The organism is Shewanella sp. SM87, assembly GCF_025653705.1.
GTDB lineage: Bacteria > Pseudomonadota > Gammaproteobacteria > Enterobacterales > Shewanellaceae > Shewanella > Shewanella oncorhynchi.
Genome location: NZ_JAKKSC010000058.1, coordinates 1 through 11,795 on the forward strand (window position 1 = coordinate 1; position 11,795 = coordinate 11,795).

General features: G+C 43.5%; 12 protein-coding genes, 1 other RNA gene and 1 pseudogene. 9 read left to right on the top strand and 5 right to left on the bottom strand.

The genetic code is table 11. The features are described from left to right. A partial coding sequence (locus L5M11_RS23145; protein ID WP_263192182.1) for a transposase occupies nt 1-234 on the top strand: 234 nt, incomplete at its 5' end. A 130-nt stretch (nt 235-364) separates the two neighbouring features. Next, complete coding sequence (locus tag L5M11_RS23150) at nt 365-1,231, top strand: hypothetical protein (RefSeq protein ID WP_263193381.1); 867 nt, start codon at nt 365-367, stop codon at nt 1,229-1,231. A gap of 12 nt (nt 1,232-1,243) precedes the next feature. Here L5M11_RS23150 and L5M11_RS23155 read toward each other — a convergent pair whose 3' ends face one another. The 4 genes from L5M11_RS23155 to smpB form a co-directional block, all read right to left on the bottom strand. After that, nucleotides 1,244-1,495, bottom strand: coding sequence for a helix-turn-helix domain-containing protein (locus L5M11_RS23155; protein ID WP_263193383.1), 252 nt, complete (start codon nt 1,493-1,495; stop codon nt 1,244-1,246). A gap of 301 nt (nt 1,496-1,796) precedes the next feature. Then, on the bottom strand, nt 1,797-3,044 hold the full coding sequence (locus tag L5M11_RS23160; RefSeq protein WP_263193384.1) for an integrase domain-containing protein: 1,248 nt from the start codon (nt 3,042-3,044) through the stop codon (nt 1,797-1,799). A gap of 268 nt (nt 3,045-3,312) precedes the next feature. Beyond that, nucleotides 3,313-3,668: a transfer-messenger RNA gene (ssrA, locus tag L5M11_RS23165) on the bottom strand. Nucleotides 3,669-3,739: 71 nt separating this feature from the next. Then, nucleotides 3,740-4,231: an SsrA-binding protein SmpB gene (gene smpB / locus L5M11_RS23170; RefSeq protein ID WP_006080832.1), complete on the bottom strand. Its 492-nt coding sequence runs from the start codon at nt 4,229-4,231 to the stop codon at nt 3,740-3,742. 278 nt (nt 4,232-4,509) lie between these two features. Here smpB and L5M11_RS23175 point away from each other — a divergent pair, with 278 nt between their 5' ends. Next, a complete protein-coding gene (locus L5M11_RS23175) occupies nt 4,510-4,947 on the top strand; it encodes a type II toxin-antitoxin system RatA family toxin (RefSeq protein ID WP_028760728.1) in 438 nt (145 codons plus the stop codon). Then, on the top strand, nt 4,937-5,269 hold the full coding sequence (locus L5M11_RS23180) for an RnfH family protein (protein WP_006080834.1): 333 nt from the start codon (nt 4,937-4,939) through the stop codon (nt 5,267-5,269). Before L5M11_RS23175 ends, L5M11_RS23180 begins: the two co-directional genes overlap by 11 nt. Before the next feature lie 89 nt (nt 5,270-5,358). Here L5M11_RS23180 and L5M11_RS23185 read toward each other — a convergent pair whose 3' ends face one another. Next, nucleotides 5,359-5,850 carry an outer membrane protein assembly factor BamE gene (locus L5M11_RS23185; protein ID WP_028760727.1) on the bottom strand — a complete coding sequence of 164 codons (492 nt, stop codon included), beginning with the start codon at nt 5,848-5,850 and terminating at the stop codon, nt 5,359-5,361. Between the two features lie 429 nt (nt 5,851-6,279). On the opposite strand from L5M11_RS23185, the gene L5M11_RS23190 reads away from it, so the two are divergent. From L5M11_RS23190 to L5M11_RS23210, 5 genes and pseudogenes are all read left to right on the top strand, one after another. After that, nucleotides 6,280-7,071 (top strand): SAM-dependent methyltransferase, encoded by a 792-nt coding sequence (locus tag L5M11_RS23190; RefSeq protein WP_263193385.1) that lies wholly within the window; start codon nt 6,280-6,282, stop codon nt 7,069-7,071. A gap of 58 nt (nt 7,072-7,129) precedes the next feature. Further along, complete coding sequence (locus tag L5M11_RS23195; RefSeq protein ID WP_131523005.1) at nt 7,130-7,342, top strand: hypothetical protein; 213 nt, start codon at nt 7,130-7,132, stop codon at nt 7,340-7,342. A 63-nt stretch (nt 7,343-7,405) separates the two neighbouring features. Then, nucleotides 7,406-9,139 (top strand): GGDEF domain-containing protein, encoded by a 1,734-nt coding sequence (locus L5M11_RS23200; RefSeq protein WP_263193386.1) that lies wholly within the window; start codon nt 7,406-7,408, stop codon nt 9,137-9,139. Between the two features lie 329 nt (nt 9,140-9,468). Then, entirely contained in the window at nt 9,469-11,238 is a 1,770-nt protein-coding gene (locus tag L5M11_RS23205) for a monovalent cation:proton antiporter-2 (CPA2) family protein (protein WP_105249794.1), read from the top strand. 109 nt (nt 11,239-11,347) lie between these two features. Then, a pseudogene (locus L5M11_RS23210) lies at nt 11,348-11,795 on the top strand (transposase domain-containing protein); the annotation flags it as partial.

Consider the following 11,795-nt stretch of genomic DNA (forward strand, 5'->3'; position numbering starts at 1 on the left):
GTAAAAGCGATGTCGTTGTGGGATAGAGCGATGCTGTCTAGACGTTTCATCATAGAAACCATCAACGACCAGTTAAAAAACATCTCTCAAATAGAGCACTCTAGACACCGCAGCGTACATGGTTTTATGCTCAACATGATTGCGGGACTCATCGCCTATCAATTGAAAGACAATAAGCCACAACTGAACATCACTAACGCAGAGTTTAATGCTATTACAGTTATGGCTTGTTAAACCGATCTCAGGTTAATTACATCAAGCCTCTTTGGTGAGGCCTTTTATGTGTTTACCATATATTAATGCAAAGTTTTTTGATGAAGGCCAGCGTTACCGGACAGGCCTGATTTAAACAAGGATGGCTGATATGAAATTAGGTGTACCTTTCGGACAGGATAAAACCACTGGCGAGTGGAAAGATGTTGCAGAGGTCGAGAGGGGGCTTGCCTGCGATTGCATTTGTCCTTCCTGTAAGTTGCCACTATCAGCTAAGCACGGTGATGAGCGGGATTGGCATTTTGCCCATCACACAAGGAATATCCTAAAGGAAGAAATTGTCGACTGCGAGTTCTCCTTTGAGGTGTCACTAAGAATGATGACACATCAATTACTGCGAGAAGGCATATCTCTCAAGTTACCTGAATATGTAAAATCGGTAGTTGTGCCTAAGTCCTTACAAGAAAGAATTAAACCTGAAGTTAAGATATCAAAAGAACAGTGTTTAAGGGTTACCGATGCCAAGCTTACTGTTGACGCAGATTTTTTCGGGCACAAGGTAGATGCTTTATATGAATTCGAACAAGCATTTTTAGTCGTCTATCTGGTGTACCTAGGGCGTAAATTCCCACTTGAACGTCCGTTATTACGTGAGGCAAAAGCGGGTGCGATATTACTCGATATAGAAGGTTTAGCGCAGATTTTTTACCACCATCCGATGGCAGAGGCTGGAAAACTTGGCACAGCAAGAGCTCAGTTGTCAGGTTGGCTTCAAACGAGTACAGAAGCCAAACATTGGCTATATCATCCTCGGGAGGATGAGCGTCTTGATAAAAAAGATCAGCTTATAAATGATGCCTTGCATGGATTAGCAACTGGTAGTCATGTTTTGGTTATTCCACCACATCAACAACTTAAGTGCCAATGTATTGGTTGCGGCAAAATCTTTATAGGTATTCGTAATAGGGTTAACCCATGTCCGGACTGCCAAACACATCTTTATGTCGCAAATAGATAAGAAGATACAATTTTATACGTTGGTGACGGTATATTCCTCACTAAAGCCTTTCAAAAATGTATGTGCCGATGTGCCACAGGCAAGGCAAACCTGCTCAAGCTCTAGGATTTTGAGTTGACGTTCCCCGCTCTCGTACTTGGATACGAAACTTTGGGGCTTTCCTAATTTAAGTGCAAGTTCACTTTGATTGAACCCAGCCATTTTACGCATGGCTTTCAGCTCATTACGCAAAGCTTCTTCGCGATCCGACCATATTTTTTTCATGCTCGGATATTAGAGTAAGTTGCAAAATATCCCATTTTGGGATATTTTGTTTTTACATTAAATGAAGGAGTAGGAATGTATGAAAGTGATCAGGATAATTAAACAGTGTAATGCTCGGTACAGTATGGTTTGTGAGGATTGTGGTGCAACATTCTTCTCTGAGAGCCAGAATGCTCGATGCCCTCAGTGTGGTTCTTTGTCTACCCACTAAGGTTATTTGATAGTGGAATATATAAGTAAGGGGCTGCCATATGGCAGCCCCTTACTTATGTTGTAGCTTTAAATAAAGGAAAGAGCTATTTCATTGGGCTACAAGTCGCAAGTTTCTGGCATTATGCGCAAGGCTTACGTTTCCTTTAGCTGCATCCATGATGTACTCACTCCACCATGTCATCATCACTCGACGGCGCTCAAGGTAAATACTGCGGTTATAGGCACTACGTACTTGGTTTTTATCCGTGTGAGCAAGGGCCGCCTCTATTACGTCAGGATCAAATCCTTGCTCATTGAGTGTAGTACTGGCAAGCGATCTAAAACCATGAGCGGTTGTTCTGTTCTTTAATCCCATCCGTACTAAAGCTGCATTGGCTGTTTGTACATTACAGTGAGTTTTTGGGTCTCTTTCTGCAGGAAAGATAAATTCTCTATGTCCTGAGATTGGTTTAATTGCTTGTAGTAGGGCTAATGTTTGCTCTGTCAGTGGAATGATGTGATCACGACGCATTTTCATTCTTGTCGCAGGGATATGCCAAATACGCTCTTCAAAATTGATTTCATCCCAACGAGCAGCAGCCGCTTCGTTTGGGCGAGTCATGGTGTGTAGTTGCCATTCAATTAAAAAGCGGGTCACTTTTTTAATGCTTGCGTTGGCAATTTCTTGCATTAATTCGGGTAATTCACTTGGCTTCATAGCTGCTAAGTGTTCTTTGCGAGGCTTTTTGAATATGGCCTTAATTCCTGACAATGGGTTTGCATGAATTAAGCCTGTATTGACGGCATAGATCATAACTTCATTAAGCCGCTGCGCGAGTCGTTTTACCGTTTCTAAATTTCCCTTTGCTTCTATTGGTCTTAGGAATGTAATAACCATAGGGGCAGTAATTTGACTGATAGGAATGTCTTTTAGTGAAGGCAGTAGGTGACGTTTAAAGGAACGCCAGGTCGCTGCCGCGTGATCTTCTGTTATAGCGTCTTTTTTTTGATCAAACCATTCAGCGGAAATTCTGCCAAAAGTATGCTCGACTATGGCCGCTTTTGCTGCCATTTGCTCTTCTCTATGGGCTTTAGGGTCTGTGCCATGGGCAATAAGAGTTCGAGCTTCTTGTGCGAGCTTACGAGCTGATAATAGTGAGATATCAGGATAAGAGCCTAGGCTAAGGTTTTGGCGTTTTTTCGTTATTGGGTGTGAGTAGTTAAGTAGCCAGAGTTTCGAGCCATTTGGCTTAATTCTGATTTGTAGACCACTACCATCGGCAAGGTTGTATTCCTTATCTTTTGGTTTAGCAGTTTTGATCTCTGTATCAGATAGAGGCTTAGCAAGTCTTGCCATAACAACACCTTAGCACCAGTATTTTGTTGATACTCAGTGTTACTAAAATTAATACTTATATAAGGTATTGATTTGTAATAGATAACACCATTTTTAGTAACACCACGCTTTAAGGTTAAGTACTGGTGTTACTTCTGATGTTACTAAAAAGCATGGATGTTACCAACCATTATTGGACGTCTATGGACTGCAAATTAAGCTAAGTTATTGATTTTATTTTTATTCAGGCAAGAAAAAAGACGTCCTGAGACGTCTTTTTTCTTATATTTGGTGGAGGCGGCGGGACTTGAACCCGCGTCCAGAACACCTACATCCAAGGCACTACATGCTTAGTCTCTCTTTTAATTAACCCGAATAAACTCCGAAAGACAGGATTTCATCGGGCGAGTCCGGTACTATTTCGCGGTTCACCCCCGGACGGAGTTCCCTCGCTATCAAATGTAGGATGACCATCTGTATACACTGCCCATTTGAGAGACCTGTGTCAGATGGCTAGCTAGCCTAAGCTGCTAGAGAGTAGTTAGAGTCGTTTGCAACTATAACGGTGCGGCTTTTTACGAGGCCAACCGCCCCTCGGCATGCTCCCAGGGTTTCGTGAATCCTGTCGAATCCAGAATCGCCCCCAAGAATTTGATTGTAACCCGTAGCACAATGATCACCTAGCATCATTTGCTTCAAGTTCAATCGTTTGTTCATTATCCGTGCGTTTTTTCTTTTTTCATCACGCGGGCTTTTTCAACTTCCCATTCACGCGCTTTAGTATCTTCGCGCTTATCGTGATCTTTCTTGCCTTTACCTAAGCCAATTTCCACTTTTACCCATGCACCTTTACGCCAGTACATTGATATAGGAATAATAGAGTAGCCTTGGCGCTCAACTAAGCCCGCTAGTTTATCTAGCTCTTTACGGCTGAGTAGCAGTTTTTTCAAACGTAGAGGATCGCAGACAACGTGTGTCGATGCCGTATTCAAGGGAATAATGGTGCAGCCATGCATAAAGGCTTCGCCATTTTTCAGGAATACGTAACAGTCGGACAAGTTGACTTTACCCATACGGATAGATTTAACTTCCCATCCCATAAGGGATAGGCCGGCTTCCATTTTCTCTTCGAAACGGTATTCGAAGGTTGCGCGCTTATTACGTGCGATAGTCGCAGGCGCGGCTTTGCTTGAATTTTTCTTTACCATAGTGGCGCCATTATACGCACGGTGAATCAATTTGGTATTGATATAAGGGTTTATTTAGTTAATTTCAAGCCTCTATCGTGTTATTGCTGGTTTTTTGAACGTGATTAGAGTGTTGAGTATCAGCCTAAGTGCACAAGGGGTGCGTTTTTTACGTATCGTGATAAAATCCGTGCAAATTTTGATTGCTGGCCTAAGTTGTTTATTGCACGTGCGTTATTTTCGTGCGTTTGAGTTTGCTTAGGTTGCTGTGAATACGTTAGTGAAGAGTACTAAGTCCTATGCCGCAAATTTCTCGAAGTGTGTTAGTCCGTTTTAGTGCGATGCAAATGTATGACTTAGTGAATGATGTCGAGTCGTATAAGGAATTTTTACCCGGTTGTGTGGGTGGAAAAGTCTTAGAATTTGATGGCAAGACTATGCTGGCATCTGTTGATGTGAGTAAAGCGGGGATCCGTAAGACATTTACGACTCGCAACCAAGTGGTTCCTGGTAAGAGTATTGATTTAACATTGGAAAATGGGCCCTTTAAGCATTTATTGGGGCAGTGGCGTTTTACTGAGCTGACTGAAGAGGCCTGCAAGGTAGAATTCGAGCTGAGTTTTGAGTTTTCAAGTTCGTTAGCCGATATGGCCTTTGGTAAAGTGTTTAATGATCTTATGGTATCAATGGTGACGGCATTTACGAGTCGCGCTAAGGTGATTTACAGTGACAAATGAGACAGATAAGTTTGTAGTTGATGTGGTTTATGCCTTGCCTACACAGCAAAAAGTGATTTCGGTGAATGTGAATCCCGGCACGTCGGCGATTGAGGTGGTGCGTTTAAGTAACATTGTAAGCTTTTTTCCTGAGATCGATTTAGATACGGTTAAGCTCGGTGTGTTTAGTAATGTGGTTAAGCATGACCAAGTGATTTTACCGGGGCAAAGGGTTGAGATTTATCGTCCTTTGATTGCTGATCCTAAGGATGTGCGTCGTCGCCGAGCAGATAAAGCTAAAGATGAAGGCCGCGCGAATAAAGTGACGGGTGGACGAGCTTAAATATTGACATCATAGCTCAATAAAAAAGCGCCCTTGGGCGCTTTTTTGTATTTGATTGACTGAGAAGAGCATAAGCAAAGTTTAGGATATTACTTAATTGGTTTTTGAACTTGCGCTTCAGCTTGATTTTCTTTAACTAATGGCTTTTCATCGGCGCGCTGTGCTGGAATTTGTGGCACTAGCTCAGTTTTATTACCTGTTGGCAAGCTGCTTTGTTCTAGCGGCGTACTAAATTCTTTGCTCAGTTCATAATCGCCTTTCACTGAGGTAAGTTTATCGCCCGTAAAGTGCAGTATGAGTTCTTTATGCGTAATGCTGGCATCACGCCCACTCTTGTAGTGATACACATAGTACCAAGTATCGTCAGCAAAACTATCTCGTAATACCGGACGGCCGAGAATGTATTCGGCTTGTTCTTTGGTCATGTCAATGCGCAACTTTTCAACTTGTTGCGGTTCCATGTAGTTGCCCTGTGGAATATCGGGCTTATAAATCAACCAATCGAACACGCTACAGGCACTGAGTGAAACAGAGAGCGCCACAGCGCCCAGTAGGGTAAGACTTTGCTTTTTATTGATCATTGTATGCGCTACTTCTGAAAATCTGGCGGCCATAATACCCAAGCATTCCCCCTCATGACAAGGGCAATCGGGCTTTGCAACCGTCATAGATCGAATTGTGTGACTTTTCGACCCAGTATGTTGGCTTTAGTTCTCAATCTTTAAGGATATTTATTCGCTGAAGTCATATGGGGCTATGAGTATGATTTTCGGCTTCTAGAGCCGTACAGGTTTACTGTTGGCTGGATTGGGAAAAGAGTAAATGTGAGCGATTTCTTCTTTAAAGCCAAGCAATTAGTTAGTAAGTCAATAGACAGTATGTGTGGCGATAAACATAGTAATCTCGTTAAAATCAGATTAAAGTTACCGATATGTTTTTATTGTGTTCTTGTACTGTGGCTTTTTGCCGTGAGTTTGCAGTGTTCGAAATAAAATAGTGGGATAAATGCATTGGGTTCTTTAGTTTGCGTAGGTACGGGTTTACAACTGGCCGGACAGGTCAGTGTGATGAGTCGTAGTTATATTGAGCACGCTGATGTCGTGTTTTCACTCTTGCCCGATGGTTTTTCGCAGCGTTGGATCCAGAACATTAATCCCAATGTCATCAATTTACAGCCGTTTTATGCACAAAATGGTGAAGTTAAAAATCGCCGAGAAACCTACGAACAAATGGTTAATTCTATATTGGAGGCCGTGAAGGCTGGCAAAAAAACCGTTTGTGCGCTCTATGGTCATCCTGGAGTCTTTGCCTGTGTTTCCCATATGGCGATTAAGCGGGCGAGGGCAGAAGGGTTTTCAGCGAAGATGGAGCCGGGGATTTCGGCTGAGGCGTGTTTATGGGCTGATCTGGGTATTGACCCCGGCAGCTCTGGGCATCAAAGTTTTGAAGCTAGCCAGTTTATGTTTTTTAATCATGTGCCCGATCCGACAACCCATTTATTGTTATGGCAAATTGCGATTGCTGGTGAACATACCTTAACTCAGTTCCATACTACGAGTGACAGGCTGCAGATTTTGGTTGAACAACTGAATCAATGGTATCCGCGAGATCATCAAGTGGTGATCTACGAAGCTGCTAATCTGCCAGTTCAAGCCCCTAGAATTGAGTATTTGCCGTTGAGTAAGCTGCCCGAGGCAAACTTGTCTCCGATCAGTACTTTACTGATCCCGCCAGCAAAAAAACTCGAATACAACTATGCTATTTTAACTAAATTAGGCATTAGACCTGAAGATTTAGGCTAATTGTGAGTGCTGTACTTCTGAGCTGAATTCGGGAGTCATCATATAAATAAGGAAAGGTATGTCTGCATTATCGGATTTTTTTACCCAGTTAGGTCAAGATGCACAACTGATGGAAGCGTATCAACAGGACCCGGAGGCCGTAATGCGCGCCCATGGGTTAACTGATGAAGAAATTAGCGCTGTAATGAGAGGGGATATGACAAAACTAAAAGTTTTGAGTGGCGACCAAAATTATCAAACATTTGTTTTAGTCAATCATGGTAATAATTAACTAATCTTGAAACGGTTACGTTGTGCCCTATTAGCCATCTTCGCCTTGTGTTCGACAGCTTTGATGGCTAACTCTCTCGATTTTGATCAGGCACTCAATGAGCTTGATGTATTACTGCAATCTGATCTTAGTGCTGCGCAGAAAAAGCTTGCCGAATATGAGAAAGAATTCAGTCGTTTAACTACAATACAACAAGGACGACTGAGGATAGATAGAGCGATAGGTTATTTTTTCACTGGTGAATATACTAAAGCGTTAGATGATCTACACCAAGCCGAAACCTTAGTGCCAAATACTGATTTATTGGCGTCAGTTTATAGTTACAAAGCCACGGTATATATAGGTCTGCGTGACTATGACAAAGCCTTGGCTGCAGTCGCTCAAGCATTAGCCTTAGTGGTGAATATTGATGATGTCACGATTAAACGGCACTCATATCTAAGAATTGCCAATATTTATTCCGAAATGGACGCTTATAGCGATATGGGCCTTTATGCCAATAAGGTGTTACAACTCGCAAAGAAAACCGATGTCCGCGATATTTGCCATGCCAAATTGCTGCGCGCTATTTATTTACTCGGCGTGAAAAATCCCGATGCCTTCGATGCCTTCGAAGATAGCCGTCAATACTGTGATGCGAAGCAATTCCCCCTTCTGGCGACTATGTCGATAAAAGGCAAAGCTATGGTTTTGCAGGAGCGGGGCGACTTTTTAGGCGCGAGATCGATTCTGCTATTAGCTTTAAAAGGGTATGAAGCTTTTCAATTTCAGTTAGAAATTAGCCATGTACATGCACTACTTGCCGAGAATTACTTTGCCATGGGTGAGCAGGTTCAAGCGAAAAGTCACGCAGTTAAAGTGCTTTCATTTCCCGATGATAATAGCTACATCGAACATAAGCATATTGCATATAAGGTATTTGCCGAACTGATGGCGGCGGATAAGCAATTTGAGCAAGCCTATGAATACACAAGAAAAGAACAATATTATAATCAATTGATTTTTGACCAATCTAGAATGAAAACCCTCGCTTATCAGGCGGCTAAGTTTAATGCCGATGAACAGGCGCGTGAAATCAACTTACTCAATAAAGAGCGTGAACTTTACATCGCTCAGCAAATGGTAAAAGAGCGGGAATACACCAATATGCTGATGTTTATCACTATTCTAGTGGGTGGGCTATTCTTCCTTGGGATTTTGTTAGCCGTAGGTCAGATGCAGAAACGTAAGTTTATGCGTATGGCGAGAATGGATGCCTTAACAGGCATATTGAATCGTGGTGCAGGGCAAGAGTTGGGAGAAAACCTTTTTGTGCAAGCCACGGCGCGTAGCGGGGATTTCTGTGTCATTTTATTCGATTTGGATTTCTTCAAACGCATCAACGATTCTTTTGGTCATGGAACTGGCGATTGGGCGCTTAAAAAGGTGGTTGACTCCCTTAAATCTCATATCCGAAATGGTGATGTTTTTGCTCGTATCGGCGGTGAGGAGTTTGCAATTTTATTACCCTATGCCGATGAAGCGAAAGGCATGGAAGTGGCGGAGCAATGTCGAGCTCGTATCGAGGCCATTGATACCCAACATTCAGGGCATAAGTTCGTCATAACGGCGAGTTTTGGCGTGAGCGGTTTAATGGCTGATGATCTGAGTTTAGATCCATTATTCCACCGAGCCGACATGGCGCTCTATGCCGCTAAGGCCAATGGCCGCAACACCGTAGTACGCTATTCTGACATATTAAAATGTGACAAGCAGGCAACTGATTTACGGCCTCATATCGCATCGCCCTCTGTGTAATGCAAGTCGAGTGAGCATTTAGTCTCATCCAGAGTTGGCAAGCCCTTACTGGTTTTATCCTTCCTTAGTTTATTGCTCGTTTTTTATTTTGCAGTCACTCACAAAATGCGATAACAGTTTAAGGTGTCTCTAAGTGCTCTTTTACTCTGCTTTGTTGCTCCAGTTGATTTCCCCTACGCTTAAGTGTTTTTCGTATCAAAATTTCTCATTTTTAATGAATTGCCTTGACCTTGTTAATAAATAAATGGGATATCATAGCTGATAATTGCCTAGCTATTGCTGGGTCCTTACATAGAACAATGCGCATTCCTTTTTCCGTTGGAGCCTTCATGGAACAGTCGAGTTTACTCACGTCGGTGCTGCTATTTTTATTGGCGGCGGTTATTTTTGTTCCCTTGGGTAAACGTTTTGGCGCGGGCCCTATTCTTTCCTATTTGGCCGCAGGGATTATTTTAGGCCCAGGTGGTATGGCGTTGGTTTCTGATCCTGCAGCCGTGTTGCATTTTGCCGAGTTAGGTGTGGTACTTATGCTGTTTGTACTTGGACTCGAATTGAATCCAAGTAAATTATGGGAACTTCGCAGTGCTATCTTTGGTTTAGGCAGTGGTCAGCTGTTGTTGTCATGGGCTGCGATTGGAGGTTTGGCTTGGGGTTTTGGCTTGTCTATTGAGGCGGCTTTAGTGGTTGGCGCCGCGCTATCTTTATCATCGACAGCCTTTGCCGTGCAGTTAATGAGTGAGCATAGGTTGCTTACAACCCCACTTGGACGTGATGCTTTTGGGGTCTTGTTAATGCAAGATCTTGCGGTTATACCTATGTTGCTGCTGACAGCATATTTGGCGCCCAATTCTGCTCAGATTGAACATCATGCGGTGCCTTGGTACTGGACGTGTCTTGCGCTCGTTGGTTTTGTGTTAGTGGGGAAATATTTACTGCCTAAATTCCTTAAACTAGTGGCAAGCAGTGGGGTGCGTGAAGTGCTCACCGCTTTTGCATTATTGCTGGTCATGGGTAGCGCTGAGTTAATGGAGTGGTTGGGACTTTCCGCGGGTATGGGGGCATTTTTGGCGGGTATTATGCTCGCTAACTCAAGTTATCGGCACCAGCTCGAAACTGACATAGAACCTTTTAAAGGCTTATTGCTTGGGCTGTTTTTCATGGCTGTCGGTATGAGTATGGATTTGAAATTATTGATATCTGATCCGTTACTTATTCTGGGTATTTTAATGGCTATGTTGCTGATTAAAACCTTTGTGCTTATGGTGTTGGGTCGTATTCGGCACCACAAATGGCGGCCTAGTATTGCACTAGGTTTGATCCTTGCTGAAGGGGGCGAATTTGCCTTTGTGCTGTTATCTCAGGCGCAGCTATCTGGTATTGTCGGCGATAAAATTGCGCAAGTCCTTGTGCTTGCTATTGGTTTGTCTATGGCAGTAACACCTCTATTGTTTACTTTGTTCCGAGCAACTAAAGCCAAAGTGGTGGATACTCGTCTGCCAGATACGATTAATGTCACCGAATCTGAAGTGGTGATTGCTGGATTTGGTCGAGTAGGCCAGATCACGGGGCGTATTTTGGCCTCATCAGGTATCCCTTTTGTCGCCTTGGATAAGGATGCGAGTCATGTGGATGTTATTCGTAAATACGGTGGTGAAGTATATTTTGGTGATGCCAGACGCTTAGACATGTTGATGTCGGCGGGGATTGCTCGGTCTAGATTACTATTGCTTGCCGTGGACAGTGTTGAGGATTCCATTGAAATTGCTCAGCAAGTGAAAACGCATTTTCCCCATATCAACATAGTCGCGCGGGCGAGGGACCGTAACCATGCTTATCGTTTGATGAGCCTTGGGGTGACGGATGTGTTTCGTGAGACCTTTGGTTCGGCGCTATCGGCCAGTGAGAAGATTCTCCAAGGCCTAGGTTTATCGCAGGTACAAGCCAACGAGCGGGTAAAAATCTTTGCTGAACATGATAAGAAACTGGTGATTGCGAGTGCGGCTCATCAGAATGATTTAGCGACGTTAATCAATTTATCGAATAAGGGTAAGGCAGAGTTGGAATCCCTCATGCGTGGCGATAGGGAGAATGTGAGCTAATGTTGTCACTCTGATTTGGATATAAAAAGAGAGCATAAATGCTTAATGCCGATCAGTTAAGACAGATCGCTTGACGATCTCGCTGAAAAGATCAAAATCCGATGACCTCATGTCATCGGATTTTTTTATGCAACTCTCAGAAGCACTCGCCCGTACTCATATTACCCGCCTAACCGAATTCACCTGCTTAGCAGATGTGTTAGAACCTGAGTTAATTCAATCTTGCCTAGACTCTCAGGGCGTTGCGACGTTAAGACGGCGTAAATTGCCGATGGACGCGATGATTWKGTTGCACGCAGCGCCGTGACTCAGGCGCGTAAACGATTGGGCAGTGAGGTTATTAGAGAAGTATTTAGTCGCAGCGCCAATACCTGGCACGCGAGAGCTGAACATCCTCATTGGTGCGGCCTTAACTTGTATGGTGTTGACGGTGTAGTGTGGCGGACACCCGATAGTGTCCAAAATCAAGCCGCCTTTGCGCGTACCGCAAACGCTTCAGGCGAAGCTGCTTATCCGCAAATTCGCATGGTTTGCTTGATGGAATTAAGCAGCCATTT

What these genes read in the sequence shown, in the direction of transcription:
- L5M11_RS23150 (WP_263193381.1), top strand. Translation starts at nt 365, where the DNA reads ATGAAATTAGGTGTACCTTTCGGACAGGATAAAACCACTGGCGAGTGG.
- L5M11_RS23155 (WP_263193383.1), bottom strand. Translation starts at nt 1,495, where the DNA reads ATGAAAAAAATATGGTCGGATCGCGAAGAAGCTTTGCGTAATGAGCTG.
- L5M11_RS23160 (WP_263193384.1), bottom strand. Translation starts at nt 3,044, where the DNA reads ATGGCAAGACTTGCTAAGCCTCTATCTGATACAGAGATCAAAACTGCT.
- smpB (WP_006080832.1), bottom strand. Translation starts at nt 4,231, where the DNA reads ATGGTAAAGAAAAATTCAAGCAAAGCCGCGCCTGCGACTATCGCACGT.
- L5M11_RS23175 (WP_028760728.1), top strand. Translation starts at nt 4,510, where the DNA reads ATGCCGCAAATTTCTCGAAGTGTGTTAGTCCGTTTTAGTGCGATGCAA.
- L5M11_RS23185 (WP_028760727.1), bottom strand. Translation starts at nt 5,850, where the DNA reads ATGATCAATAAAAAGCAAAGTCTTACCCTACTGGGCGCTGTGGCGCTC.
- L5M11_RS23195 (WP_131523005.1), top strand. Translation starts at nt 7,130, where the DNA reads ATGTCTGCATTATCGGATTTTTTTACCCAGTTAGGTCAAGATGCACAA.
- L5M11_RS23200 (WP_263193386.1), top strand. Translation starts at nt 7,406, where the DNA reads ATGGCTAACTCTCTCGATTTTGATCAGGCACTCAATGAGCTTGATGTA.
- L5M11_RS23205 (WP_105249794.1), top strand. Translation starts at nt 9,469, where the DNA reads ATGGAACAGTCGAGTTTACTCACGTCGGTGCTGCTATTTTTATTGGCG.